17 protein-coding genes and 2 pseudogenes are annotated in these 26,287 nt (G+C 70.2%); 11 read left to right on the forward strand and 8 right to left on the reverse strand.

What is annotated here, in order from left to right:
- Positions 1 to 359: 359 nt before the first annotated feature.
- Positions 360 to 1,289 carry an LLM class F420-dependent oxidoreductase gene (locus OG963_RS31110; RefSeq protein ID WP_093774698.1) on the forward strand — a complete coding sequence of 310 codons (930 nt, stop codon included), beginning with the start codon at positions 360 to 362 and terminating at the stop codon, positions 1,287 to 1,289.
- A 190-nt stretch (positions 1,290 to 1,479) separates the two neighbouring features.
- Here the strand turns inward: OG963_RS31110 and OG963_RS31115 are convergent, their stop codons facing one another.
- Positions 1,480 to 2,628, reverse strand: a complete 1,149-nt coding sequence (locus OG963_RS31115) for a winged helix DNA-binding domain-containing protein (protein WP_093929564.1) — start codon at positions 2,626 to 2,628, stop codon at positions 1,480 to 1,482.
- A 714-nt stretch (positions 2,629 to 3,342) separates the two neighbouring features.
- Between OG963_RS31115 and OG963_RS31120 the strand changes: the two genes are divergently transcribed.
- The 6 genes and pseudogenes from OG963_RS31120 (at position 3,343) to OG963_RS31145 (ending at position 13,069) form a co-directional block, all read left to right on the forward strand.
- Positions 3,343 to 4,878, forward strand: coding sequence for an endo-1,4-beta-xylanase (locus OG963_RS31120; protein ID WP_371799698.1), 1,536 nt, complete (start codon positions 3,343 to 3,345; stop codon positions 4,876 to 4,878).
- Positions 4,879 to 4,982: 104 nt separating this feature from the next.
- A complete protein-coding gene (locus OG963_RS31125; RefSeq protein WP_371800330.1) occupies positions 4,983 to 7,727 on the forward strand; it encodes a glycoside hydrolase family 48 protein in 2,745 nt (914 codons plus the stop codon).
- Between the two features lie 95 nt (positions 7,728 to 7,822).
- Positions 7,823 to 8,515: pseudogene (locus OG963_RS31130) on the forward strand (hypothetical protein); the annotation flags it as partial.
- 27 nt (positions 8,516 to 8,542) lie between these two features.
- Positions 8,543 to 9,298, forward strand: a pseudogene (locus OG963_RS31135) (cellulose binding domain-containing protein); the annotation flags it as partial.
- A 236-nt stretch (positions 9,299 to 9,534) separates the two neighbouring features.
- On the forward strand, positions 9,535 to 11,649 hold the full coding sequence (locus tag OG963_RS31140; protein ID WP_371799699.1) for a glycoside hydrolase family 6 protein: 2,115 nt from the start codon (positions 9,535 to 9,537) through the stop codon (positions 11,647 to 11,649).
- Between the two features lie 610 nt (positions 11,650 to 12,259).
- Positions 12,260 to 13,069, forward strand: a complete 810-nt coding sequence (locus tag OG963_RS31145; RefSeq protein ID WP_143019997.1) for a hypothetical protein — start codon at positions 12,260 to 12,262, stop codon at positions 13,067 to 13,069.
- A 130-nt stretch (positions 13,070 to 13,199) separates the two neighbouring features.
- Here OG963_RS31145 and OG963_RS31150 read toward each other — a convergent pair whose 3' ends face one another.
- The 3 genes from OG963_RS31150 to OG963_RS31160 form a co-directional block, all read right to left on the reverse strand.
- Positions 13,200 to 14,102, reverse strand: a complete 903-nt coding sequence (locus tag OG963_RS31150) for a glycosyltransferase family 2 protein (RefSeq protein WP_371799700.1) — start codon at positions 14,100 to 14,102, stop codon at positions 13,200 to 13,202.
- 201 nt (positions 14,103 to 14,303) lie between these two features.
- Entirely contained in the window at positions 14,304 to 15,452 is a 1,149-nt protein-coding gene (locus OG963_RS31155) for a serine hydrolase (RefSeq protein ID WP_093774708.1), read from the reverse strand.
- Between the two features lie 196 nt (positions 15,453 to 15,648).
- On the reverse strand, positions 15,649 to 16,311 hold the full coding sequence (locus tag OG963_RS31160) for a ScbR family autoregulator-binding transcription factor (RefSeq protein ID WP_371799701.1): 663 nt from the start codon (positions 16,309 to 16,311) through the stop codon (positions 15,649 to 15,651).
- Between the two features lie 130 nt (positions 16,312 to 16,441).
- On the opposite strand from OG963_RS31160, the gene OG963_RS31165 reads away from it, so the two are divergent.
- Together OG963_RS31165 and OG963_RS31170 are read left to right on the forward strand one after the other, a co-directional pair.
- On the forward strand, positions 16,442 to 17,425 hold the full coding sequence (locus OG963_RS31165; protein ID WP_371799702.1) for a ScbA/BarX family gamma-butyrolactone biosynthesis protein: 984 nt from the start codon (positions 16,442 to 16,444) through the stop codon (positions 17,423 to 17,425).
- A complete protein-coding gene (locus OG963_RS31170; RefSeq protein WP_371799703.1) occupies positions 17,422 to 18,372 on the forward strand; it encodes an NAD-dependent epimerase/dehydratase family protein in 951 nt (316 codons plus the stop codon). Before OG963_RS31165 ends, OG963_RS31170 begins: the two co-directional genes overlap by 4 nt.
- A 9-nt stretch (positions 18,373 to 18,381) precedes the next feature.
- Here the strand turns inward: OG963_RS31170 and OG963_RS31175 are convergent, their stop codons facing one another.
- Together OG963_RS31175 and OG963_RS31180 are read right to left on the reverse strand one after the other, a co-directional pair.
- Positions 18,382 to 19,260 (reverse strand): PhzF family phenazine biosynthesis protein, encoded by an 879-nt coding sequence (locus tag OG963_RS31175; RefSeq protein WP_093774711.1) that lies wholly within the window; start codon positions 19,258 to 19,260, stop codon positions 18,382 to 18,384.
- Positions 19,261 to 19,461: 201 nt separating this feature from the next.
- Positions 19,462 to 20,235, reverse strand: coding sequence for an SDR family oxidoreductase (locus OG963_RS31180; protein ID WP_093774713.1), 774 nt, complete (start codon positions 20,233 to 20,235; stop codon positions 19,462 to 19,464).
- 332 nt (positions 20,236 to 20,567) lie between these two features.
- On the opposite strand from OG963_RS31180, the gene OG963_RS31185 reads away from it, so the two are divergent.
- Positions 20,568 to 22,196, forward strand: coding sequence for an alkaline phosphatase (locus tag OG963_RS31185; protein ID WP_093774715.1), 1,629 nt, complete (start codon positions 20,568 to 20,570; stop codon positions 22,194 to 22,196).
- 19 nt (positions 22,197 to 22,215) lie between these two features.
- Here OG963_RS31185 and OG963_RS31190 read toward each other — a convergent pair whose 3' ends face one another.
- Positions 22,216 to 23,217 (reverse strand): Gfo/Idh/MocA family protein, encoded by a 1,002-nt coding sequence (locus tag OG963_RS31190; protein WP_176902220.1) that lies wholly within the window; start codon positions 23,215 to 23,217, stop codon positions 22,216 to 22,218.
- 78 nt (positions 23,218 to 23,295) lie between these two features.
- Between OG963_RS31190 and OG963_RS31195 the strand changes: the two genes are divergently transcribed.
- Positions 23,296 to 24,600 (forward strand): multidrug effflux MFS transporter, encoded by a 1,305-nt coding sequence (locus tag OG963_RS31195; RefSeq protein WP_093774719.1) that lies wholly within the window; start codon positions 23,296 to 23,298, stop codon positions 24,598 to 24,600.
- 229 nt (positions 24,601 to 24,829) lie between these two features.
- On the opposite strand, the gene OG963_RS31200 is transcribed toward OG963_RS31195, so the two are convergent.
- Positions 24,830 to 26,164: a hypothetical protein gene (locus OG963_RS31200; RefSeq protein WP_093929710.1), complete on the reverse strand. Its 1,335-nt coding sequence runs from the start codon at positions 26,162 to 26,164 to the stop codon at positions 24,830 to 24,832.
- Positions 26,165 to 26,287 lie beyond the last annotated feature (123 nt).

Raw genomic sequence — 26,287 nt, forward strand, 5'->3', positions numbered from 1 at the left:
GTGTCCACTCGCGCCGGACTGCTTCCGCACGGGTTCCCGACCGTCCACGGTCGGCGCCTCTCCGTCGTCTCCGGACGCACAGCCTGATGCCGGTTCTCCCGAGCCGCAGGCGATGCCTCCTCCAGAGTCGTCCCGCACACCGCCCCGGGCAACCTGCCCGAGGCGGCGCACGCTGTCACCGGGCGCGGGGCCATCGGCGACGGTGTCCGGGTTCCGGCCGTCAAAGCCTCGTGGCCACCGCCACCGACCACGCGCCGGCCTCGCACGCCTTCACCCGTCGATACCCGCTTCGTTGACCACAGGCAATCAAAATGTGACATACGGTAGTTGTCCCGCCGTCCTCGTGAAGGAGCGCACGCATGCCGGTCTCGCTGGGTCTCGGTCTTCCGCAGATGAAGCAGTACGACATCGGCCGCGACGTGGCCACGGTGGCGCGCGCGGCGGAGGACACCGGGTACGAGAGTCTGTGGGTCTTCGAGCGCGTGCTCTTTCCCGAGCCGGCCACCCAGGGGCTGTACGGCGTACCGGGGCTGCCATGGCCCGATGAGTACCGCAGCGTCGCCGATCCGCTGGTCACCCTCACCTTGGCCGCCGCGGCCACCGGCCGGGCCAGGCTCGGCACCAGCGTCCTGATCGCCCCGCTCCACGTACCGTTCCAGCTGGCCCGTTCGCTCGCCTCGCTCGACGTCGCGAGCGGTGGCCGGGTGGTCGCGGGCCTCGGAACCGGCTGGTCACTCGACGAGTACGCGGCCGCCTCGGTCGCCCCCTTCGAGAAGCGCGGCGCGGTCCTGGACGAACTGCTGGACGTCTGTGCGGCCGTCTGGGGCCCGGACCCGGTCTCGTACCGGGGCGAGCTGACCACCATCGCACCGGCCGAGGTCGGCCCCAAGCCCGTTCGCCCTGTCCCGGTCTATCTGCCGGCCAACAGCCCGCGCTCCACCCGCCGCCTGGTGGACCGGGCGGACGGCTGGATGCCCGTCGCCATGGGTGCCACGACACTGGCCGAACAGTGGCGGAAGGTGCAGGACATGGCTGCCGAGCGCGGCAGGGACCGGCCGATCGGCGTGTGCGTCCGCGCCAACGCGAGGTACAGCGCCAAGCCGTTCGAGGGCGCGGACCGGCAGCCCTTCCGGGGCAGCGTGGCCCAGATCGTCGAGGACCTGGTGGCGCACGCCGCGACGGGCGTACCCGAGATCCTGCTGGACTTCCAGGCGGCGACGCGTGACGCCGCCGAACTCGTCGACGTGGCGGCCGAGGTGTATCAGGCGGCCCGAGCGGCGGGCGTCTGACGGCCGCACCGGGGGAGTACCGGTCCACCGTCCGGCGGGACGGATCGCGGCCGTCCACAGCACGCCACCGCATCCCCCATCGGCCGCCGGCCACCTTCTCCGGTCCGTCGGTGTCAGCCGCGGACCGTGCGGGACCGGCGGAGCGATGGTCCCGCGGCGAGTGGGCCCGGCGGATGCCCGGGGCGCCGGCTCATTCCCCCGGGAGCAGTCGAGCCTCGGCGCTCGGCAGCTTGCTCCACCAGTGGTCGTAACGGCGATAGACCTCCGGTTCGCGGTCGGCGAGGAAGGACGTCAGTGACCTTGCCTCGGCGGCCAGTTGCTCCCAGACGTCATCCGGCAGGTGGTGGAACGCGGTCACCTCGACGCCTCCCACGGCCGGACGCCAGATGCCGGCGACGTACCCGTCGACCAGCAGGGTCGGCAGCACGTCGCCGTTCCTGCGGATGACGAGCGTGCGGTAGTCCGGGGGGATGACGCGGCTGCGGTCGGAGTAGGCCAGCAGGACGCTGTCCCACATGGCCATCAGCCGGGGCGGTGCAGGCGTGTCCTCGTCCGGACGCGATGCGCCCGGGGTGTCGAACAGCTCCTCACCGTTCGGCCCGGCCAGCCGCTCGACGCCACCGTCACCGGCGAGAGCCTGCAAGGCCGTCCTGGCTCTGGCCCGCTGGACCAGCGCGAACTGTGCCACGTCCGCCACCGATGCCGGCCCGAACCCCTCGAGATAGCGCAGGACGAGCGTCCGCAGGGACGCGGCGGACACCTCCTGGTCCGCTCGCGCGGGCCGGATCGGGGGAGCGACGTACGACGGACGGGTGCCGAACGACCACGGTGGCGTGGTGGGTGCGTGCAGCAGCGGCGTGTACTGCCGCAGCCCCCACCACGCGCCGGGCTTCGGAGGCGAGCCCAGCCGCTGCGTGAGCCAAGCCGCGAACTCCGCAGCCGTGCGCGGCCGGTCGGCGAACGCAAGCAGCTCCGGAACCAGTGCGTCGGCGTCCTCGGCGGTCAGCCCGGACACCGTGAAGCGGTCACCCAGCCTGGCGGCACGCAGCGACGGCTGCACGGCCTCGTGAAAGGCCCGGAAGTCGTCGATGTGGACGGCGTGCAACGTGATCCGCATGAGAGTCGACTTGACGACATCATGGCCGGCGAAGGCGGCATCGAGGTCGGCCGCGTCGAAGCCGGTGAGCCGGTTCCACAGCGCGAGGTAGGGCGATGCCGCCTGCTGCGCCTGCAGTGCGACGACGCGCCGTACCGCATCCGCGACGCCGAGCGTCTCCCGCTGCAACAGCAGCTGCCGGGCGAGCGTGGAGCGGTTGAGCTCTCGCGCCGTGATTCCCATGCCGTGACCGTCTCATTCCCCATGTCGTGGACCCGGCGCCGAGGGTGCCCGCGCAGTGCCCGGTCGCGCACCCTGACCAGTACGCCGGCGCCTGACCGCGAGCTGACAGCATCGGGATTCTCCCACGTGAACTCCGCAGCTTCGGAGGCCGGTTCGGAACCGCCCGCAGCAGTCCGGTCTCGATCGGGCTCGCCCGCGGCCGGCGACCGGTGGCGCGTTCCGGTCGGTGTGCGGATGGCGTGCGCGGTGGTCCTCGGTGGGCGATTTTCGGCCAACGGGTTGTCGCGGTCCGGGCCGCCCGCCGACCTCCGGAAGGAGCTGTTCCGGCAGTGACGTTCCGGGGCGGGGCACAGGGGTCCGGGTGGATGGTCACCGGAGAGAGGAATTGCCCGGTCGGAATGCGGTGCGGGCGGCAGTCGTCGGTCGCGCGGTGGGGGCGCCGGTGATTCCGGATCGCCGACCCACCCCGGACCTGCTGTTGTGTGCCGCGAAAGGCCTGGCGGTGTGCCTCCAAGTTAACAGATACGTAAGGCAGTTGTGATTCAACACTTGACAGGTGCCCATCACCACGCCACTTTGGGAGCGCTCCCACCATCAAGACTTGCACGCTTCCTTACCCTCCGCTCCCCACACCTTCGAGACGTGAACCGGAGGCATGGTCGCTGTCGCGCCCCCATGTCCCCCGGCTGTTCTCGGCCGAGGAAAGCGAATGTCATGAGTCTGGTAAAGCGCTCCACTCACGGCTGCCCCGGTGGGCTGCCGGTCCTGTTGCTCACCGCTTGTGCAGTCGCCGCATCTCTGGCGGGAGTGCCGGCCGCGGCGGCCGAGCCGAGCACCCTGCACGACCTGGCCGCCGCCCACGGGAAATACTTCGGCTCCGCCACCGACAATCCCGAACTGCCCGACACCGCCTACGCCGCCACCCTGGGTTCCGAATTCGGTCAGATCACTCCGGGCAACTCCATGAAGTGGGACACCACCGAGCCGCAGCAGGGGCAGTTCAGCTTCACCAAAGGCGATGTGATCAGCGACTTCGCGCGGGATCACGGTCAGACCGTACGCGGTCACACACTCGTCTGGCACAGCCAGCTGCCCGGCTGGGTCGCCGCGCTGCCGGCGTCGCAGGTGGAAGCGGCGATGACGAACCACATCACCGAAGTCGCAGGCCACTACCGGGGTGAGGTCACCGCCTGGGACGTCGTGAACGAGCCGTTCAACGACGACGGGACCTTCCGCGCGAGCCCCTTCTACAACGCCATGGGCAGTGATTACATCGCCACCGCCCTGCGCGCCGCCCACGCCGCGGACCCGGACGCCAAGCTCTACATCAACGACTACAACACCGAGGGCCTGGGCGCGAAGAGCGACGCCATGTACGACCTGGTCAGCGAACTGGTCGCCGAAGGTGTGCCGATCGACGGAGTCGGGTTCCAGGGGCATCTGGCGGTCCAGTACGGATTCCCCGGCGGCATGCAGCAGAACCTGAAGCGATTCGCCGACCTCGGGCTCGACGTCGCCGTCACCGAACTCGACGTACGCATGCAACTGCCCGCCGACGCGGCCAAGCTGGCCACGCAGGCCACCTACTACCGGAACGTCGTCGAGGCCTGCCTCGCGGTGGCGCGGTGCGTCGGCATCACGGTCTGGGACTACACGGACAAGTACTCCTGGGTCCCCGACGCGTTCCCCGGACAGGGTGCGGCCAACCTCTACGACGAGAACCTCCGGCCGAAGGCCTCGTACGACGCCGTGCGCACCGCGCTGGGCGGCGACGACGAAGGCGGTGGCGGCGGTGAGCCGGGTGCGCTCAAGGCCCGGTACCGCAACAGCGACCCGGCCCCCGCGGACAACCAGATCAAGCCCGCTCTCCAACTGGTGAACACCGGCGCCGCCGCCGTCGATCTGTCCACGGTGAAGGTGCGCTACTGGTTCACCGGTGACAACGGAGCGTCCTCGTACGGCACGTGGTGCGACTGGTCCCCGCTCGGCTGCTCCACCATCACCCACCGGGTGGCCGCCATGAGTTCACCGAAGGCCGGCGCCGACCACTACCTGGAGGTCGGCTTCGGCAGCGGCAGCCTGGCGCCGGGGTCCTCCACCGGTGAGATCCAGCTGCGGCTGAGCAAGACCGACTGGTCGAACTTCGACGAGACCGACGACTACAGCCGCACCACCGGGACCTCCTACGCGGACGCCCCGAAGGTCGCGGTCTACATCGGCGGCGAACTCGCCTGGGGCATCGAGCCCTGACGCTCCGCACCACCTGCACAGCCCTCCCTCCCCCTACGACACCCACCAACGGAGGATTTGTGTCGATATCACGTAGAACATTCAGTACTGCCTTGAGCGGCAGCCTGATCGCGATGGGCCTGACCCAGGGCACCGCCGTGGCCAAGCCCACCACCGCGACGGGCGAGGGCTCCCGTGCCGCGGCGGCCGACGACCCTTACACCCAGGCGTTCCTCACCCAGTACGGCAAGATCAAGGCGGCGGGCAACGGCTACTTCAGCCCGGACGGCCTTCCGTACCACTCGGCCGAGACACTGATGGTCGAGGCTCCGGACCACGGTCACGAGACGACCTCCGAGGCCGTCAGTTTCTGGATGTGGCTGGAGGCCGCGTACGGCCGGGTGACGGGGGACTGGGACCCCTTCAACGAAGCGTGGGCGATCGCGGAGCGCACGATCATCCCGCAGCACGCCGATCAGTCCACCGCCGACGCGTACAACCCGAGCTCCCCGGCGACCTACGCGCCCGAATGGCCGCTTCCCGACAACTACCCGTCAGCCCTGGACAGTTCGGTCCCGGTCGGCTCGGACCCCATCGCCACGGAACTCGCCTCGTCCTACGGCACGATGGACGTCTACGGCATGCACTGGCTGATGGACCTGGACAACACCTACGGCTACGGCAACAAGCCCGGCACCGGTGGCGAGTCGGGTCCGGGAGCCGGACCGTCGTTCATCAACACCTACCAGCGCGGTGCACAGGAGTCGGTGTGGGAGACCATCCCGCAGCCGACCACCGATCTCTTCAACTACGGCGGCCCGAACGGCTATCTCGACCTGTTCGTCGACGACGCGAGCTATGCCAAGCAGTGGAAGTACACCAACGCCCCGGACGCCGACGCCCGCGCGGTGCAGGCCGCCTACTGGGCTTACCGGTGGGCCTCCGCCCAGGGCAAGGAAGGAGAGATCGTGGCGTCGGTGGCCAAGGCCGCCAAGATGGGTGACTACCTCCGCTATGCCATGTTCGACAAGTACTTCAAGCGGATCGGCAGTTGTACGGATCCCAACTCCTGCCCGGCCGCGTCCGGCCGTGACGCCCAGCACTACCTGCTGTCGTGGTACTACGCCTGGGGCGGCGCGGCCGCGGGGAACGGCGGCGGGTGGGCCTGGCGCATCGGCGACGGCGCCTCCCACCAGGGCTACCAGAACCCGCTCGCCGCATGGGCCCTGTCCAACGTCCCGGCGCTGACGCCCAAGTCGGCTACGGCGCGCACCGACTGGGCGAAGAGTCTGACCAGGCAGCTGGAGTTCCTGCAGTGGCTGCAGTCCGCGGAAGGCGCGTTCGCCGGGGGCTGCACCAACAGCTGGGACGGGAAGTACGGAACCCCGCCGGCCGGCACGCCGACGTTCTACGGCATGGCGTACGACTGGCAGCCGGTCTACCACGATCCGCCGAGCAACAACTGGTTCGGCTTCCAGGTTTGGGGCATGGAGCGCGTCGCCGCGTACTACTACGTCACCGGCAACGCGACCGCCAAGGCCGTGCTGTCCAAATGGGTCGCCTGGGCCTCCGGGAAGACCACCGTCGGCGCCGACGGCAGTTACCGCTTCCCCTCCACGCTCAACTGGACGGGCGAGCCGGACACCTGGAACCCCACGTCCCCCGGGAACAACGCGGCACTGCACGTCTCGGTCGTGGACTACTCCAACGACGTCGGGGTGGGCGCCGCCTACGTCAAGACGCTGACCTACTACGCCGCCAGATCGGGCGACGCGGACGCCGGGGCCCTGGCCAAGGCCCTGCTCGACGCGATGGCACTGAACGCCGACGACAAGGGCATCGCCGTACCGGAGACCAGGGCCGACTACAACCGGTTCGACGACGAGGTGTTCGTACCCGACGGCTGGTCGGGCGAGATGCCGGGTGGCGACACGGTCGAGCCGGGCGTCACCTTCATCGGCATGCGGTCCTGGTACCGGGACGACCCGGACTGGCCCAAGGTCCAGGCCTACCTGGACGGCGGACCGGCCCCCACCTTCACGTACCACCGGTTCTGGGCCCAGGCGGCGCTCGCGCTCGCCTTCTCGATCTACGCCGAACTGCTGGTGGAGGGGGACGGCGGAGGTGACACCGAACCACCGACGGCGCCGGCCGGGCTGACGGTCACCGCGACGACGAACAACAGCGTGTCGTTGTCGTGGTCCGCCTCGACCGACAATGTCGCCGTCACCGGTTACGACGTGTACCGCAACGGCGTACTCGCGGGCAGTACGACGACGCGGACGTTCACGGACCAGGGCCTCGCCGCCGCGACCGCGTACGGCTACGCGGTCGCGGCGCGGGATGCGGGCGGCAACACCTCGGCGCTCTCCACGACCGTGTCCGCCACCACGAAATCGGGCGGCGGCGGAACAGGCTCGGTGAAGGTCCAGTACAAGAACACCGACTCGTCGGCCACCGACAACCAGATCCGGCTCGGACTGCAGATCGTCAACACGGGCAGTGCGCCGATCGATCTGTCCACGGTCAAGGTCCGGTACTGGTTCAGCTCCGAGGCCGGTGCGAGCACCTTCTCCACGTACTGCGACTACGCCGCGCTCGGATCGTCGAACATCAACCACACGGTGGTCACGGTCAGCAGCCCGAAGACCGGGGCCGACCACTACCTGGAGGTCGGCTTCACCGGCGGAGCGGGCAGCGTGGCCGCGGGCGCCTCGACCGGCGAGGTCCAGCTGCGACTGAACAAGTCCGACTGGTCGAACTTCAGCGAGGCCGACGACTACAGCCGCGCCACCAACACCGGCTACGCCGACGCACCCCGCGTCGCCGCCTATGTGGGCTCGGCTCTCGCCTGGGGTGTGGAACCGTGAGCGGGCTCATCACGAACACGGCGGCCCGCCACCGCGGCCGCTGGTTCCCGCCCCTCGCCGCCACCGCCGCGGCGCTGCTGCTCGCCGCCGCATCCATGCTCACCGGCGCCGCTCCGGCCGCGGCCGCGCCGGTGACCGACTGCACCGCCTGGGGGACGACCGAGCTCCAGGGCGGCGAGTACGTCTACCAGCAGAACGAGTGGAACTCCACGGCCCGGCAGTGTGTGAGCGTCGATCCGGAGACGGGGGCCTGGAGCGTCACGGAGTCGCCGTTCGCCCTCCCGACCAACGGCGCCCCGGCCACGTACCCGTCCAGCTACAAGGGCTGTCACTGGGGCGTGTGCACGACCGACAGCGGACTGCCGCTGCGCGTCGACGAACTCGCCGGCACCCGCACCTCCTGGTCCACGACCCAGGTCGACTCGGGTGCGTACAACGTCTCGATGGACCTCTGGTTCAACTCGACTCCTGTCACCGACGACCAGCCGGACGGGACCGAGGTGATGATCTGGATGAACCACCGCGGCGGAGTCCAGCCGATCGGATCCCGCACCGGCACGGTGCAGCTCGACGGCAAGGCGTGGGACGTCTGGACAGGGCCCGGTGCCTCCGGCTGGAAGGTCATCTCGTACGTACTGCAGCAGGGCGCCACCGAGTTCGCCGATCTCGATGTGAAGAGCCTGATCGACGACGCCGTCAGCCGCGGCCGGATCGATCCCACGCACTATCTGATCGACGCCGAGGCCGGGTTCGAGATCTGGCAGGGCGGCCAGGGCCTCGGCACCAAGAGCTTCTCCTTCACGGCGAGTGCGGACAGCGGTGGCGGGGGCGACACCGCCGCACCGTCGGCGCCCGCGAACCTCCGGGTCACCGGGACGACCGGCACCACGGCCGCCCTGTCCTGGACACCGTCGACGGATGACACCGGCGTCACGGCGTACGACGTCTACCGGGACGGTGTGAAGGCCGGAACCACGGCCACCACGTCATTCACCGACACCGGACTCACCGCCTCGACGGCGTACAGCTACGCGGTCAGGGCCCGGGACGCCGCCGGGAACACCTCGGCAGCCTCGGCCGGGGTCACGGCGACGACCGGGGCGGGCGGCGGCACCGGGAGCGGCACGCTGAAGGCGCAGTACAAGAACAACGACTCGTCCCCAGGGGACAACCAGATCAGACCGGGCCTGCAGTTGGTGAACACCGGCACGCAACCCGTGGATCTGGCGGATGTCACCGTCCGCTACTGGTTCAGCGGCGAGTCCGGCGCCACCACGTACAGCACCAACTGTGACTGGGCCGCGATCGGTTGCGGTGGTGTGACGCATCGCGTGGTGCCCTCCGCCGGCGCCGGACAGGGCGCCGACCACTACCTGGAGGTCGGCTTCGGCAGCGGCAGCCTGGCCGCGGGCGCCTCGACCGGTGAGATCCAGCTGCGGCTCAACAAGACCGACTGGTCGAACTTCGACGAGGCCGACGACTACAGCAGGTCGACCGACACAGCCTATGCCGACGCCTCGAAGGTGGCCGTGTACGTGGACGGGACGCTCGGCTGGGGCACCGCCCCCTGAGACCCCGCCGGTCACGCACAGCACAACTGCGCACTCCCGATGGCGGGATGCCCACCCCGCTCCTCCCGCCATCGGGGCACCGCCCCGACCACGCACCCGCCCAGGACCGTCCTCCCGAGCCCCCCGACGAGAAAGGGGCACCGAGCCGCAAGCACCGCGGAGCCCGCAGAACAACCCCTGAACCCGCCCTCGGGGAGTGCCCGGAGGCGTACGTACGAAAGGAATACGGAGCCGCAATGAGATCACGAAGTTCCACGCTGCACGGGATACGCCGGAAGTTCGCCGCGCTCTCCGCGCTGGCGATCGGAGCGGCCCTGGCCGTGGCCGTCCCCACCCCGGCCTCCGCAGCGGCCCGCGTCGACAACCCGTACGTCGGCGCCAAGGCGTATGTGAACCCGCAGTGGTCCGCCAAGGCCGCCGCGGAGCCGGGCGGCAGCGTCATCGCCGACGAGCCCTCGTTCGTCTGGATGGACCGCATCGCGGCCATCGAGGGTGCGGGCGACGCGATGAGCCTGCGCGAGCACCTCGACGAGGCGCTCGACCAGGGCGCGAACCTCTTCCAGGTCGTCATCTACGACCTTCCTGGGCGTGACTGCGCCGCGCTGGCCTCGAACGGCGAGCTCGGTCCCACCGAACTCGACCGGTACAAGAGCGAGTACATCAACCCCATCGCCGACGTCCTCGACGACCCCGCCTATGCGAGCCTGCGGATCGTCGCCGTCATCGAACCGGACTCGCTGCCCAACATCGTGACCAACGCCGGCGGCGAGGCCGGTGCCACCGAGGCGTGCGCGGTGATGAAGGCGAACGGCAACTACGAGAAGGGTGTCGGCTACGCCCTGCACACCCTGGCGGCCATTCCCAACGTCTACAACTACATCGACGCGGCGCACCACGGGTGGCTCGGCTGGGACACCAACCTCGCCCCGGCGGTCGACGAGTTCAAGAAGGCCGCCACCAGCGAGGGCGCGACCGTCGGCGATGTCCACGGTTTCATCGTGAACACGGCCAACTACTCCGCTCTCCAGGAGCCGTACCTCAAGGTCACCGACTCGGTGAACGGTACGACCGTGCGTCAGTCGAAGTGGGTCGACTGGAATCAGTACGTGGACGAACTGACCTTCGCCCAGGGACTGCGCTCGCTCCTGGTCAGCCGCGGCGGCTTCGACTCCGGCATCGGCATGCTCATCGACACCGCCCGCAACGGCTGGGGCGGCAGCGCCCGGCCCTCCGGCGCGGGACCGACGACCAATGTGGACGACTACGTCAACGGTGGCCGCATCGACCGGCGCATCCACGCGGGGAACTGGTGCAACCAGAAGGGTGCGGGCATCGGCGAGCGGCCGAAGTCGGCCCCCGCGGCCGGCATCGACGCCTACGTCTGGGCCAAGCCCCCGGGGGAGTCGGACGGCAACAGCCAGCCCATCGAGAACGACGAGGGCAAGGGCTTCGACCGGATGTGCGACCCGACGTACACGGGCAACGGGCGCAACGGCAACAACCTGACCGGCGCGCTGTCCGACTCGCCGCTGGCGGGCCACTGGTTCTCCGCCCAGTTCCAGGAGTTGGTGCGCAACGCGTACCCGCCCCTCGACGGCGGCGGTGACGACGACACCCAGGCGCCTTCCGCCCCGACCGGCCTGACGGTGACGGGGAAGACGAGCGGCAGCGTCTCGCTGTCCTGGACGGCCTCGACCGACAACACCGGTGTGACCGCCTACGACGTGTACCGCGCGGGGGTGCAGGTGGGCTCCTCGGCCACGACCTCGTTCACCGACTCGGGGCTCACCGCCTCGACGGCGTACAGCTACACGGTCAAGGCCCGGGACGCGGCCGGGAACGTCTCGGCTGCCTCCGCCGCCGTCTCGGCGACCACGTCCGCGGGCGGCGGAACCGGCACCGGCACTCTCAAGGTCCAGTACAAGAACAACGACTCCTCGGCCACCGACAACCAGATCCGGATGGGCCTGCAACTGGTCAACACCGGGAGCACCGCAGTCAACCTGTCCACGGTGAAGGTGCGGTACTGGTTCACCCCCGAGGCCGGCGCGAGCACCTTCGGCACCGCATGCGACTACGCGGTGCTGGGCTGCGGCAGTGTGACCACCGGCGTGACGGCCTCCGGCAGTTCGACTGCCGGGGCCAGCCACTACCTGGAGGTCGGCTTCGGCAGCGGCAGCCTGGCGGCAGGGGCCTCCACCGGGGAGATCCAGCTGCGCCTGAACAAGAGCGACTGGTCGAACTTCGACGAGACCGACGACTACAGCCGCACCGCCGACACGGCCTACGCCGACGCGTCGAAGATCGGCGTCTACGTGGGTTCCACCCTCACCTGGGGCACCGCCCCCTGATCCTGCCCGTCACCCCTTGCCCCACCGGTTCCGTCGCTCCCGTTGCCGCTTCAGTGTCGCGGCGGCGGGAGCGACGGGCGTCCCACCGCATCACCCTTCATCCACGCAGCATGTCGGGGGCGCGGTGGGGGCGAAGATCCCTGAGGACCGACTCGACCTCACGGAGAAAAGACTGGTAAGAAGTCAGGCGTTGCCATTCGGAGTCGGGGATGCCGGGCACCGTGGCGGCGCTTGCAGTCCAGCTTGCGACCAGTTCGGCGTACAGCGGTGTCTCGCTCGCCGCCTCGGTGTACGACTGACCTGGCACGAACGCGCCGGCAAGCTGCCCCCGTGATGTGCGTGCTCCGTGCGGCGCATCCAGCTGAGGCCGCGGACGCGGCCGGGCATGAGATGCGCGGGGGGCCTGCGAGGGGTGCGGAACGGATGTCGCGGTGCCCCTGCCGGTAGCGGTAGCGGTGGCGGATGTGGGTGCGTTCATGACGGTGGTAACGATCAGCACCCATATGGGTAACTAGGTTGCGACACAGAATGATTAGATGGCGTTTCACCTTTCTTGATGCCTTTAGATCGAATATCGCTTCAAATCCGTAACAGAGACGTTGCTCCAGGCATGGAACCGAGGGAGATGTGGGAGCGCCATGCCGTACTGGCGCGGGCCTATTTCGGGAATGACGAGGATGTACGCCGTGCGCAGGGGGACCTTGACGAACGAAATGCGGACCGCATGCGGACGCTGGCCGCATTCGCGGTGACGCTGGGCAGCGACGGAACCGTCGCGGAACTCCTCGGGCTCCATGAACGCGAAGTGCGCCTGGCCCGTCGCACCGTGGGCAAGGACGACGCCCGGGCCATCGCCAAGGCGCTCCTGGACCATCACGCCGCCGATGCGCACAAGCCCCCTGTCGAAGACGTGGACGGATGCCCGTCGTACCCGGAACCGGAGGAAAGGCATGTGTCCCACGAGCCTCCGGCCGCACCTCCGGTTCCCCCTCATGCTCCGGTCACCGACGAACCGGTCCACGTGACGGCGTCGTCGACAGCCGTGGACGCGGTCCTGGTCGGAGCGTGGAGCACCGGGACCGATCTCGCGGTGCTGGCGAGCGAGCTCGGTCTCGATCTCCCCCGCCTCGTCGCACGCACCCGGTACCTGGAGGCGCAGGGCCGCCTCACACACGCCTCGCCGTCGCTCGACCGTTCCGGCAGGCATCGCCGTGTCGACGGCACGGAGGCGCCCGCGATGCCCCAGCCCCGGCAGTGGTACTACCCCAGCCAGCCTCGCCCGCCGCACCAGGAGGCGGTATGGGACCAGCAGTCCTCGTCCTCCACGTTCGGCTCCGCACCGATGCACGACTGGGACGGCATCCTCGACCAGTGGCAGGTTTCGACCGCCCCCACGGCCTCCTGGCAGGGATTCGCATAAGAGCGCGGCGGCCGCGGGTCCGCCACCGGCGCGGGGATTGCGTCGAGCAACTCCTGGTCGGCCGGCGCACGCGCCGGCCCGTGCCGGCAGGCTCCGCCCCACGGGGTGGGGGCGGAGCCTGCGGCGCCCTTCAGATGACCGGCGGCCGCCCCAGCATCGTCATGCGCCACACCGTGCGCCACCGCATCGGCTGCCGTCGGCCGCACGGTGTACGGACCCCCTCGGCGAAGCCGCCGGCCCAGGCCCGCAGACCCGCGGCCGAGTGGGTGCGGGCCACGGTGAGGAGGGTCCAGGTGCACAGGTAGGCCGGGACCAGGGGGAGAGGCAGGTTACGGCGGGCCAGCCAGACCCGGTTGCGGGCCGTCATCCGGTAGTAGACCGAGTGCCTGGCCGGGGACGTCTTGGGGTGCTGGAGCAGCAGGTCGGGTTCGTACAGGATCTTCCAGCCCGCATCGAGCGCCCGCCAGGACAGGTCCGTCTCCTCGTGCGTGAAGAAGAACTCCGCGGGCCACGGGCCGGTTTCGGCGAGCATCTTCATGGAGAGTGCGTGGCCGCCGCCGAGGAACGCCGTGACCGGACCGCGGCGCATCGGGTCGGTGGCGCGCAGCCGGGGGACATGGCGGCGCTGCGTCTCGCCGTGCTCGTCGGCGATGCGGAAGCCGACGATGCCGAGCTTCGGGTCGGCGGCGTACATCTCCTGGACCTTGCGCAGCACACCGCTGTCGACGAGGAGTCCGTCGTCGTCCAGCTCGACGACGACGTCCACGTCACCGAGTTCCGCGAGTCGGCGGATGGCGACGTTACGGCCGCCGGGGCAGCCGAGGTTCTCGTCGAGCTCGATCGTGGTCACACCGCCGGCCAGGTCGGACAGGCCGGGGACGGCGGTGAAGTCCGGCAGCGAGGTGCCGTTGCCCACGATGACGAGACGGGCCGGCAGGACGTCCTGTATGGCGATCGAGGCCAACAGGGCTTCGACCTGCTGCGGGCGGTCGCCCATGGTCACGATGGATACGCCGATGCGCGGTTCGGACAAGGTCAGCACTCCTGGGCTCGCTGCGGTGCCCGTGATCGTAGTCGCTTGCTGTTCAGGTTCCGGATGCCGCCCTGTCATGGCGGGTTGACCGGTGCCCGGTAGGTGACATCGGTCCCGTCGGGAGCCGGGCGTGGCGCCGGGCATGCGTCGTCGCGCACCGCCGGGCCCGGTCCGTCCGGGCGACGCACGCGACCAGCGGCCTCAGGCGTTCGCCGCGTACTGCCAGAAGTCCCGCATCAGCGCGGGCGGCGTGGGCCCGGTCATCTCCAGCTGGCTGAGCATGATCGTGACCGTTCCGGTGGACGGGACGAAGTGCCCCGTCGTGCCGGTGCCGCCGACCCAGCCGTAGCGGCCCGGTACGTTCCACGGCTTGGTCGTCCCGACGTCGACCGAGCCGCCGAAGCCCCACCCCTGACCCTCGATGAACAGCCCACTGGCCTCGCGCTGGGCCCGGGTCAGATGGTCGGTGGTCATCCGGCGCACCGATCCGGGTGACAGCAGCCGGCGCCCGTCGAACGTCCCGTCGGCGAGCATCATGCGGGCGAAGGCCAGCCAGTCGTCGAGGGTCGAGACCAGCCCACCCGCGCCGGAAGGGAAGGCGGGCACGCTGCTCCACTGCCCGCCCGGGGTGTCCACCAGCTGCGGATCGCCGTTCGGACCGATGCGGTAGAGGCTGGTGAAGCGGTCGAGCTTCGCGGCCGGTACCGCGAAACCGGTGTCCACCATGCCCAGCGGCCGGAACAGCCGCTCGTCCAGGAATTCCGGCAGCGAACGGCCCGAGACCCGGGCGATCAGCACACCCTGGATGTCCGAGCAGGTGTTGTACAGCCAGGCTTCGCCCGGCTGGTTCAGCAGTGGGATACGGGACAGCTTCGCCATCCAGTCGTCCGGCGCCGGGACGTCCGCCGGTTCCGGTCCCTGCTTCAACTCGCTGAACAGCGGGGCGACTCCCGGCAGCGCGAAGTCGGACGGGAAGCCGTACCCGGCACGGAAGGTGAGCAGGTCGGACACGGTGATGGGCCGGGTCGCCGGGACCACGTCGTCGAGCGGACCGGACGGGGTGCGGAGCACCTTCGGCGAAGCCAGTTCCGGCAGCCATCGACCGACCGGTTCGTCCAGCGCGATCCGGCCCTCCTCGACCAGCATCATGACCGCGGCGGCGACGATCGGCTTGGTCATCGAGGCGATGCGGAAGATCGAGTCCCGGGCCATCGGGGCCGTGCCCTCGATGTCGGCCGAACCGGCCGCCCGCACCTCGGTCCGGTCGCCCTTGGCCACCAGGCCCACCGCGCCCGGCACCGGTCCTTTACTGACGTGCGCATCCAGGATCTCGTGCAGGTCGGTCGTCATCGGTCCACCTTCTCGATTCGTGCGGTCGGAACCAAGACTTCCGCCGCCGCCCCGAATCATCGGACCGTTCACATCGATTACGCCCGATCGGCTCTGTCGCGGCCGGTTCCGGGGGTCGTTCCACCGGTCTCCGCTGCCGGCCGTCATTGCAGACCGTCCGGTACGGTCCCGGGCCGGGCGGGCCGGTTCCGGATGGTCAGCCGGTGGCGGCGGCCTGGCCCGGTACGGACTCGAGAGAGGCGTACAGCCGTTCGCCGCGGTCCTCGGCCATGTCGAGGGTGGCCAGCACGGCGGGCGTCGAGATGCTCGGCAGGATGTAGTGCAGCAGTACGGAGATCCGGCGCCCCAGGTCCTCGCGGTTGCACAGGACCTGGGACATCACCTGCACGCCGGAGAAGGCGCCCGCCAGCAGCTCCGCGGTCTCGCCCGGCTGGACGTGCGGCAGGAGCTCGCCCTGGTTCTTCGCCGCGCTCAGCAGATGTTCGAGCCGATCTATCCAGGCCCGGAACGGCGTGCCCCGGTCGAGGCCCTCGACCGCCTGGTCCATCGCCAGTCCGACACTGGCCCGCACCAGCGGTTCATTCCGTAGCCGGTGGGCGAGCAACATGCCCTGGTCGACCAGTTCCTGGAGTTTCGTCAGCTGGGGCGGCAGCGGAACGCTGTCCAGCTGGAGGTCCATCACACCGAGCGCCAGCTCCTCCTTCGAGTTGAAGTGGAAGTACAGCGCGCCCTTGGTCACCCCCGCCCGGGCGAGGATCTCGCTGATGGTGGCGCTGCTGTAGCCGCGTTCGTCGAAAACGGCGGCGGCCGCCACCAGGATCGACCGTCGAGTCTGGATCGCGCGCGCCTGCTGTGCCATCAGCTACGTGTCTCTCTAGTCGTGGCGTGGTCAGCGCCACAGGGTTCTGGCTGGAAAGGAAAACCGGGCTGTCAGTATCTTACTGCGGGGGTGATCGGCCTCCTGCATGGATCCTCTGGGGGGGAACTTCATGGTTCAGCTCGTCTCACGCACCGCTTCGGTGCCACCCAAAGGCAGACAGGCCGAATTTCCACGGCAGTTGGTCCACCGGTCCGATCCCGAGGACGTCTTCCCCACCGGCTGGACCAGACAGACCGACACCCAGTTCTCGGTGTCGGCCCGCTGGCCGCGTGCGCACCGCTTCTTCGCCCCCGTGGCGGGCAGCTACCAGGACCCACTGCTGATCGCGGAGACCATGCGGCAGACGACGATGCTCCTCGCGCACGCGGAATTCGGCGTTCCGGTCGGGGACCAGTTCGTGATGTGGGAGCTGGGATACATCTCCTCGCCCGAACGCCTCGCCCTGGACGCGCACCCCGAGCACCTTGACCACCCCGACGGATCCTGGGACATCACCGTGGACGTCGCGTGCTCCCGGATCAAGCGGCGGGGCCGGGGCCTCGGCGCCATGAGCCTGGAACTGCTCCTGCATCGCAGCGGCACCCGGATCGCGACCGGCGGCGGCCGGATCAGCTGCACGTCGGCCAAGGCGTACGAGCGGCTGCGGGGGAACCGCCGGGCCGGGACGGACGTCCCCGTCCCCCTGCTTCCGTCCGTCGCACCGCGTGAGGCCGGCCGGGACTCGGAGCGTGACGTCGTGCTGGCGCCGACTCCGCGTCAGGGCCTTTGGCGGCTGCGGCTCGACACCGGACATCCGACCCTCTTCGGCCGGCCCAACGACCATGTGCCGGGAGTCCTGCTGCTGGAGGCGGCCCGTCAGGCCGCCAATGCCGTCCGCCCCGGGCGCACCTTCCTGCCGGTGTCGCTGGAGGCCGCCTTCCTCCGCTACGTCGAGCTCGACCGCCCCTGCTGGATCGAGGCCTGGATCGTCCCGGCGGACACCCGGTCGACGACCAGGGTGCACGTCCGGGCCACCCAGGACGGTGAACCGGTCTTCACCAGCACGCTCGACTCGCCGGACCGCACCGAAGAGGCACAGGGCATACGCTCGTGACGGCGCCGCGCATCCTCATCACCGGAGCGACCGGATTCATCGGCAGCCATGTCGTGGCCGCCGCGCGCCGGATCCCCGGGGCCCGCCTGCGACTGATGACGCACCGCACCGCGCTCGACAGCGGTCCCGACCCCGCGACCGGCATCGGGACCCGCGTCGAGACCGTGTACGGGGATCTCGCCGATCCCGCCTCTCTGCACGGCAGTTGCGACGGGATCGACGCCTTGATCCACTGCGCCTCGCAGATCGGCGGCGACGCGGGGACGGCCACGACCGTCAACGACCACGGCACCCGCGCCCTGGTCGATGAGGCCGCACGCAGCGGCGTCACCCGGATCGTCCACTTGAGCACGGCATCCGTCTACGGGCGTGGTCCGTTCACGGAGTTGATGCCGGGCCGGGTGGCGCCGGCCCCCGCCTCGGCCACCAGCCTGACCCGCGCCGCCGCCGAGCGGCACGTCCTCGCGGCGGGCGGCGCCGTATTGCGTCCGCACATCGTGCACGGCGCCGGGGACCGCTGGGCGGTGCCTGGACTCGTAGCCCTGCTCGGGCAGTTGAGGGCGGGACTGACCGGGTGCGAGGCGCGGCACTCGCTCATCGACGTCGAGACGCTGGGCAGGGCGCTGCTCGCCGCCGCCCTCTCGCCGAAGGAGCCGACGGGCGTCCACCACGTCAACCACCCCGAGCCGGTGGCCTGTTCGGAGCTGATGGCGACGGTCATCGACCAACTCGGGCTGCCCTGGGCAGGTGCGGGCGTCGGTGTCGACGCCGCCCGTGCCCGGCTGGCCCAGGTCCCGTACGCACTGCACCATCTCGACATGCTCGCGGTGGACCACTGGTTCGCCGACGAGCGGGTCTGGCAGGACATGGGCTGCGAGCCGGGCGCGGGCTTCGCCGTCACCTTCGCCCGGCACGCCCCTTGGTACCGGCAGTTCCTGGGGCGGTAGGCCCCCGCGTCACTCCGCGGCCGGTATCCGCGTCCCCGTCCCGCTCACCCGCACCCGTGCGTCGCCCGCACGCAGTTCGACGGTGAGCGTGCCGGGACGGCCCATGTCCTCGCCCTGGTGGAGAGTGAGGACCGCGGCGTCCGGGACGAGGGCCTGTTCGCGCAGGTAGGCCCCGAAGGCGGCCGCCGCCGCTCCCGTCGCCGGGTCCTCGACCACACCGCCGACCGGGAACGGGTCGCGGACGTGGAAGACGGTCGGCGACTCACGCCAGACCAGCTGAACCGTCGTCAGATCGAGTCGGTGCATGAGCGCTTCGAGGCGCGCGAAGTCGTAGTCGAGGTCGGCGAGCCGCTCGCGGCTCGCTGCGGCAAGCACCAGGTGGCGGGCGCCCGCATAGGCGATACGGGGCGGCAGAGCCGGGTCCAGGTCGGCGGCCGGCCAGCCCAGGGCGGCCAGCGCCTCGGTCAGGTCGTCCCGAGCGGCATCCGTCACGTGGGGTTCCACGCTCGTGAGGGTGGCCCGGAGCTCGGCGCCCTCCTGGGCGACGGTGACCGGGACCGTGCCCGCCTGCGTGGTGAAGACCAGATCGCCGGGGCCGTTGCGCTCGGCGAGGGCGATGGCCGTCGCCACCGTGGCGTGGCCGCAGAACGGAACCTCCGCCTTCGGGCTGAAGTAGCGGATCGTGTAACCACGACCGGTCGATCCGCCCGACTCGCCCGGCCCGGTCAGGAACGCCGACTCGCTGTAGCCGAGCTCGGCCGCGACGGCGAGCATCGCCGCGTCGTCGAGACCGGACGCGTCGAGGACGACCCCCGCCGGGTTGCCTCCCTCCGGGTCGGCGGAGAACGCGGTGTAGCGAAGGACCTCGGTGCCGGAAATCTGAGTCATGACGCACGTCAACCGCACCGCGGCTCAAGGCATTCCCGGCCGGGACGGCCGGCACCGCGAACCGCGGCCGCGGCGCCGGCCGGGTGGCGGTTCGCGATGCCGTTGCCCGTCTTCGGTCGAACAGGAGTCGGGACGACGCGCACCCGCCCGGCGGCGCCGAAAGCGGTCGGATGCCGCCCAGGGGCCGACACGCGCCGGCTGTCAGCCGCGGCCCACGTACGGCATCGTCGTCGCCAGGACCGTCGCGAACTGCACATTCGCCTCCAGCGGCAGCTCCGCCATGTGCAATACCGTCCGGGCCACGTCGTCCGCCGCCATCACCGGCTCCACAGCCAGTTCGCCATGCGCCTGAAGGGTGCCCCTCTGCATCCGCTCGGTCATCTCGGTCGCGGCGTTGCCGATGTCGATCTGGCCGCAGGCGATCCGGTACGGGCGCCCGTCCAGGGACAGCGACTTCGTCAGCCCCGTCATGGCGTGCTTGGTCGCCGTGTACGCCACCGAGTGAGGGCGCGGTGCATGGGCGGAGATCGATCCGTTGTTGATGATCCGGCCGCCCTGCGGGTCCTGCTCCTTCATCTGCCGGTACGCCGCCTGCGCGCACAGGAACGCCCCCGTCAGGTTCACGTCGACCACGGTGCGCCAGTCGTCGTAGGACAGGTCCTCCACCGGGACGGAGCGAGGGCCGAACGTCCCCGCGTTGTTGAACAGCAGGTCGACCCGACCGGCCCACTCCCGTACGGAGGAGAACAGCGCGGTCACGTCGTCGGGGCGGGAGACGTCGGCGGGGACGGTGATCACCCCGGCCTTCTCCCCGGCCAGTTCCGCGGTCTCGGCGAGGGGTTCGGGGCGGCGGCCGGCGAGCGCCACCGACCAGCCGGCGCCGGTCAGGGCAAGAGCCACCGCACGGCCGATCCCGGAGCCCGCGCCCGTGACGACGGCCGTCTTCGCATCGGAGTTCAACAGTTTGTTGCTCATGACGCCGCAGCGTACGCCTCCCGGGTCAAAGGCCCTCGGTGGGCGGTCGGTTCAGGTTCGACGGAATGATTTCTTGATCATTCTTCGGCGATTCCAGCGCCGCCGGTGCAGCCGTCCGACGATGATCATGTTCCTGCGACCGCGCACCTCTCCGTCTGTGTTCCGTCTGCGTACCTCCGTGTCCGCGGTACCCCGGCGCAATTCGTCCCCCGAGGGGCGATCCCGCTCGACTCCTCATCAGCGCGACGCCTGTGCGACGCCACCACGACAGCCACTCGATGTGCGGGACCGGTGGACTTCCACGCGTACACCGCCAGTCAGGGGAGGGACAGATGACGTACTCATCGCACCAGCAGGAGATGCGCGACGCCGCACGCCACGTCGGCCGCCGCCGTTTCCTCACCGTTACCGGTGCCGCCGCCGCGCTCGCTTTCTCGGTCAACCTGCCGGCCGCGGGCGCCGCGAGCGCCGCCGAAATGGACGCCCGGAGGATCAGCGAGGACCCGTTCACCCTCGGCGTCGCCTCCGGTGACCCGCTGCCCGACTCGGTCCTGCTGTGGACGAGACTCGCACCTCGCCCGTACGAGCCGGACAGCGGACTGCCGAACGCCCGTGTCCAGGTGCGCTGGGAGCTCGCCCGCGACGAGAACTTCACCCGGATCGTCCGGCGCGGCACCGCCACCGCCCACCCGGAGTTCGACCACAGCGTCCACGTCGAGATCAAGGGCCTCGACGCCGACCGCGTCCTCTACTACCGCTTCCGCGCCGGGAAGTGGGTCAGCCAGGTCGGCCGGACCCGCACCGCCCCCGCCCGGCACGCCCGCAACAGCGCGCTGTCCCTCGCCGCCGTCTCCTGCCAGGCGTACCACGACGGCTACTTCACCGCGTACAGCCACCTCGCGCAGGAGGACGTCGACGTCGTCTTCCACCTCGGCGACTACCTCTACGAGTACGCCGTGACCGCGACCGGCGGCGCCCGCAACTACACGGACCGCACACTCCCCGCCCACTTCAACCGGGAGACGGTCACCCTGGAGGACTACCGCCTGCGGTACGCCCTCTACAAGTCCGACCCGGATCTGCGCGCCGCGCACGCCGCGCACCCCTTCGTCGTCACCTGGGACGACCACGAGACCGAGAACAACTACGCGGGCGGTACCCCGGAGAACGACGTCCCGCCGGAGGAGTTCCTGCTGCGCCGCGCCGCCGCGTACCGCGCGTACTGGGAGAACCAGCCACTGCGCACCCCGCAGCGGCCGACCGGCCCCGACATGAAGCTCTACCGGCGCCTGCAGTTCGGCCGGCTCGCCCAGTTCGACATCCTCGACACCCGTCAGTACCGCAGCGACCAGGCGTACGGGGACGGCTGGCAGAAGCCGGGGCCGGAGTCCGAGGACCCGTCGCGCACCTTGACCGGCGCCACCCAGGAGCGCTGGCTGCTCGACGGCTGGCACGCCTCGCGGGCCACCTGGAACGTCGTACCGCAGCAGGTCACCTTCGCCCAGCGGCGCGACGTGCCGACCGACGCCTTCAAGCTGTCCATGGACGCGTGGGACGGCTACCCGGCCTCCCGGGACCGGATCCTGAAGGGCGCGGAGGCCGCCGGGATCGACAACCTGATGGTGCTGACCGGCGATGTGCACGTCGGCTACGGCTTCGACCTGAAGAAGGACTTCGACGACCCGTCGTCCCGCACGCTCGGTACGGAGATCGTCGCCACGTCCATCACCAGCGGCAAGGACGGCTCCGACAAGCCGGCCAGCTGGAACAACCAGATGCAGGCCAACCCGCACATGAAGTTCTTCAACGGACGGCGCGGGTACGCGGTCGTCACGCTGGGCCAGGACCAGGCACGCGCCGACTTCCGCACGGTGTCGGCCGTCACCACGCCGGGTGCGCCCGTGGCGACGGCCGGATCGTTCGTCACGGAGGTGGGTAACCAGGGCCTCACGCCTGCGTGAGGCCCTGCCTCCGTCCCGGTCAGCCGATGCCGTCCGCCGGGTAGCGGACGCCGATGCGGTCCCGTACCGCATCGAGCGTCCGCATCACCGCCAGCGAACCGTCCAGCGGCACCAGCGGTGACTCCGTCTCGCCCGCCAGCAGCGCCCGTACCACCTCGGCCTGCTCGAACTGCATCCCGCTGAGCCCCTCGGCCGACGACCCCGCGGTGAACTCCTGCGGGTCGTGTCCCGGCCGGTGCAGCACGAACCGCTCCGGGTAGAAGAAGCCGCGCGGGAACTCGATCCGGCCACGGGTGCCCGCGATCGAGGCGGTCTGCGGGGTGTCCGCGACCACCGAGCAGCTGAGCAGCGCCGTGGCGCCCGACTCCCAGCCCAGCAGCATGCCGGTGTTCAGGTCGACGCCCTCCGGAGAGAGCAGCGCATCGGCCTGGATCCGGTCGGGCTCACCCAGCAGCAGCTGTGCGAAGGACACCGGATACACCCCCAGGTCCAGCAGCGCACCCCCGCCCAGCGCCGGGTCCCGCAGCCGGTGGTCGGGGCCGAACGAGCCTGCGAGCCCGAAGTCGGCCTGTACGGTGCGGATGTCGCCGATGGCACCGTCGGCGATCAGCGCGGTCAGCCGCCTGATGACCGGGTTGCAGTACGTCCACATCGCCTCCATCAGGAAGAGGCCACGGTCCCGGGCGAGCGCCACGAGCTCCTCCGCCTCCCGGGAATTGAGCGTGAACGCCTTCTCGCACAGCACGTGCTTCCCGGCCTTCAGGCAGAGCGCGGTGGCTTCCCGGTGCGCGGAGTGCGGGGTGGCCACGTACACCACGTCGACCTCGTCGTCCGCGGCAAGCTCGGCCCAGCTGCCGTACGCCCTGGGTATCCCGAACCGCTCGGCGAACGCCTTGGCCGACGTATCGGTGCGCGAGGCCACAGCTACCACCTCCGTGCCGGGCACCGCCTGAAGGTCAGCGGTGAAGGTCGCGGCGATGCCACCCGTAGCCAGCACACCCCAACGCACGGTCCTGCTCATGCCTGCTCCCAAAAAGGTCTCGACCACTCCGGCTGAGCTGAGAGCATAGAGGGCGGATTCAACTATTTGGAGATGAGAATGCCGGAGAGCGGCGTGAGCCGAGCCCAGCACACCCACATACCGACCGACCGGACGGGCATCACTGCCGCGACCGGTCCGACCGCAACAGCCGCGGCCCGGCGCACCGGGCTTCTCGTCACTCTCGTCCTCGGCGGTCTCACCGCACTTCCGCCGCTCTCCATGGACATGTATCTCCCGGCGCTCCCCGCGGTCACCGACGCCCTGCACGCCCCCGCCGCCACCGTCCAGCTCACCCTCACCGCCTGCCTCGGCGGCATGGCGCTCGGCCAGGTCGTCGTCGGACCGATGAGCGACCGGTGGGGCCGGCGCCGGCCGCTCCTGCTCGGCATGGTCGTCTATGTACTCGCCACCGCGCTCTGCGTCTTCGCGCCCACCACGGAACTCCTCATCGGCTTCCGCCTCCTGCAGGGACTGGCCGGTGCGGCCGGCATCGTCATCGCCCGGGCCGTGGTCCGTGACATGTACGACGGCGTGGAGATGGCCCGGTTCTTCTCCACCCTGATGCTGATCTCCGGCGTCGCACCGGTCATCGCGCCACTGATCGGCGGACAGGTGCTGCGGTTCACCGACTGGCGGGGCATCTTCGCCGTCCTCACGGTCGTCGGCGTGCTGCTCACCCTGGTCGTCTGGAAGTGGCTGCACGAGACGCTGCCGCCCGAGGAGCGGCACACCGGCGGCGTCGGTGACGCGTTGCGCACCATGCGCGGACTCCTCGGCGACCGTACGTTCACCGGCTACATGGTCGCGGGCAGCCTGGCCTTCGCGGCCCTCTTCGCGTACGTGAGCGCCTCGCCGTTCGTCGTGCAGGAGATCTACGGTGCCTCGCCGCAGACCTTCAGCCTGCTCTTCGGCATCAACTCGATCGGTCTGATCACCGTCGGCCAGATCAACGGCAAGATACTGGTGGGCCGGATCAGCCTGGACAAGGCGCTCGGCTTCGGGCTCGGGGTCATCGTGCTGGCCGCGACCGCGTTGCTGCTGATGACGTCCGGGGCCTTCGGCGACGTCGGTCTCGTGCCGGTCGCCACCGGGCTCTTCGTGCTGATGTCGGCGATGGGGCTGGCGATGCCGAACACCAACGCCCTGGCCCTGATGCGTACCAAGCACGCCGCGGGTTCCGCCTCGGCGCTGCTCGGTACGTCATCGTTCCTGATCGGGGCGATCGCCTCACCGCTCGTCGGGATCGCGGGAGACGCGACGGCCGTACCCATGGCGGTCGTCCAGCTGGTGTGCGCGGTCGGCGCCATGGCGTGCTTCCTGGGTCTGTGCCGCCCCTGGCAGCGCGGTGGCGCAAGGGCTTGAGCAAGGGCCCCCTCGGGCCACTCGCGCCCAGGGGATGTCCGGCCAGGATCCGTCCGGCACCTCCTGAGGGCTGTCCCGTAATCCCTGGCGGGCGCACGACGACAACTCCGGCACCTCGCCCCGCGTTGTCGGAACGCCCGAATACGACCAGTACGATGGCGCCTCTCCGTCTTGCGGCGCACCGCATCTGACGCCGCGCGCCGATCCACCAGGCATTACGGGACAGCGCTCAGCGGTCGGCGCGCGGGTAGCCGAGCAGATGCAGCCGGTCCAGCTCGTCCGTCCACCGGAACACGCCGACCCCCGCCGCGGCCTCCGTGGCCGGCAGCCGCACATTCGCGGGCAGTGCCTCCGGCACCCCGCTGGTGACCTCGACCTGTGCCGGACGGCCGCGGCCGGCCAGCACGTCCGCCGCGTTGCGTCCGGGCGTCGCGCCGTACGCGATGCCCTCGTCCGTCACGGAGACCAGGGTCAGCGGCTTCGAGCCGTCCGTCGCCTCGAGACAGAAACCCTTCTTCGTCTCCAGGTCGAAGGCGAGGTTCCCGGCCACCAGGTACGTCCGCGAGGGCGACATGACGGCCTGCGGATACTGGCCCGGCTTGATCGCCACCTTGTGGCACTCCACCGTCGCCACCGGCTTTCCCGTCTCCGCGTCGTGCACCGCCCACAGGTCATGGGTCGTCGCCCGCTTCTGGCCCTTCGCGAGCTGCCACTTCGCCAGCACCCACCCGGGGGCCACCGAGGTCGGGATCCCGCTGGAACGGTCGGTGCCCTTCGGGGCGACGTTCCGGCTGAACCAGCCGCCCTGCACCCAGAACTCCCGTGCCCCGCTGACCAGCAGCCCCTTCGTGGTCAGTCCGAACACCTCGGTGAGCTGCCTGCAGGAGCGGCAGTCCTTCGGGTACTTCAGCGCCGTGGGGGCGATCTTCGTGATCCGGCCGCTCGCCGGGTCGACCAGCACGCTGTTCGTGCGGCCGTCGCTGATCAGGATGCCGGGTCCGCTGGTGTCGACGGTCGGTGCGGAGTTCCACGGCACCTCTATGCGCTGCCGGGAGCCGTCCGTCGCGTTGTACACGTCGAGGGAGACGATCGTGTCGGCCGGGGTCAGCGCGTTCACACCGACCTTCCCGTACGCCCACGTGACGAAGTACTCCACGTCGTCCTTGGTGACCAGGAGCAGCTTCGGGAAGTGCTTCGAGGCCGGCGGCCGCCAGTTCTCGCCCTTCCAGCCGGCCTTCCCGGTCTCCGAGTCGATGGTCTCCAGCCGGTACTGGTTGTCGGAGACCCGCAGCAGATAGGCGAGGCGTCCCGTCGTCCGGGAGATCGCGTAGTCGGGGGAGGTGTTGATGAGCTCCCAGCCGCGTCGGGTCGTGTACGCGGGAGGAACGGTGAGCTGTGTCGCCGGGCCCGTACCCGTCTGAACCGGCTTCTTCGGCCCGTTGTCGCCCTTGCCCCCCTCACCCTTCTTCCCGTTCCCCCCGGCACCGCAGGTGGCCAGCAGAAGCAGCAGGGCAAGCACCAGCACCCCGGCGACCAGAGTCAGGCGCACGATCTTCTGTCGCATGGTCCCCTTGATGAGCATTCCCGACCTCACGTGAGCATTCCTGACCTCGCGCCGATCAGCGTAGCAACTGGCCCAGGCGCCGCGGCAGTTCAGCTCGGCGGCGGTGGTGCGGGGACCGAATGC

It is taken from the genome of Streptomyces sp. NBC_01707 (assembly GCF_041438805.1).
Lineage (GTDB): Bacteria > Actinomycetota > Actinomycetes > Streptomycetales > Streptomycetaceae > Streptomyces.

Excerpts from the sequence above, each read along its gene's own strand:
- OG963_RS31145 (WP_143019997.1), top strand. The coding sequence starts at position 12,260 with ATGGAACCGAGGGAGATGTGGGAGCGCCATGCCGTACTGGCGCGGGCC.
- OG963_RS31115 (WP_093929564.1), bottom strand. The coding sequence starts at position 2,628 with ATGGGAATCACGGCGCGAGAGCTCAACCGCTCCACGCTCGCCCGGCAG.
- OG963_RS31155 (WP_093774708.1), bottom strand. The coding sequence starts at position 15,452 with ATGACGACCGACCTGCACGAGATCCTGGATGCGCACGTCAGTAAAGGA.
- OG963_RS31185 (WP_093774715.1), top strand. The coding sequence starts at position 20,568 with ATGACGTACTCATCGCACCAGCAGGAGATGCGCGACGCCGCACGCCAC.
- OG963_RS31180 (WP_093774713.1), bottom strand. The coding sequence starts at position 20,235 with ATGAGCAACAAACTGTTGAACTCCGATGCGAAGACGGCCGTCGTCACG.
- OG963_RS31160 (WP_371799701.1), bottom strand. The coding sequence starts at position 16,311 with ATGGCACAGCAGGCGCGCGCGATCCAGACTCGACGGTCGATCCTGGTG.
- OG963_RS31175 (WP_093774711.1), bottom strand. The coding sequence starts at position 19,260 with ATGACTCAGATTTCCGGCACCGAGGTCCTTCGCTACACCGCGTTCTCC.
- OG963_RS31200 (WP_093929710.1), bottom strand. The coding sequence starts at position 26,164 with ATGCGACAGAAGATCGTGCGCCTGACTCTGGTCGCCGGGGTGCTGGTG.
- OG963_RS31165 (WP_371799702.1), top strand. The coding sequence starts at position 16,442 with ATGGTTCAGCTCGTCTCACGCACCGCTTCGGTGCCACCCAAAGGCAGA.
- OG963_RS31190 (WP_176902220.1), bottom strand. The coding sequence starts at position 23,217 with ATGAGCAGGACCGTGCGTTGGGGTGTGCTGGCTACGGGTGGCATCGCC.
- OG963_RS31140 (WP_371799699.1), top strand. The coding sequence starts at position 9,535 with ATGAGATCACGAAGTTCCACGCTGCACGGGATACGCCGGAAGTTCGCC.
- OG963_RS31120 (WP_371799698.1), top strand. The coding sequence starts at position 3,343 with ATGAGTCTGGTAAAGCGCTCCACTCACGGCTGCCCCGGTGGGCTGCCG.
- OG963_RS31110 (WP_093774698.1), top strand. The coding sequence starts at position 360 with ATGCCGGTCTCGCTGGGTCTCGGTCTTCCGCAGATGAAGCAGTACGAC.
- OG963_RS31195 (WP_093774719.1), top strand. The coding sequence starts at position 23,296 with ATGCCGGAGAGCGGCGTGAGCCGAGCCCAGCACACCCACATACCGACC.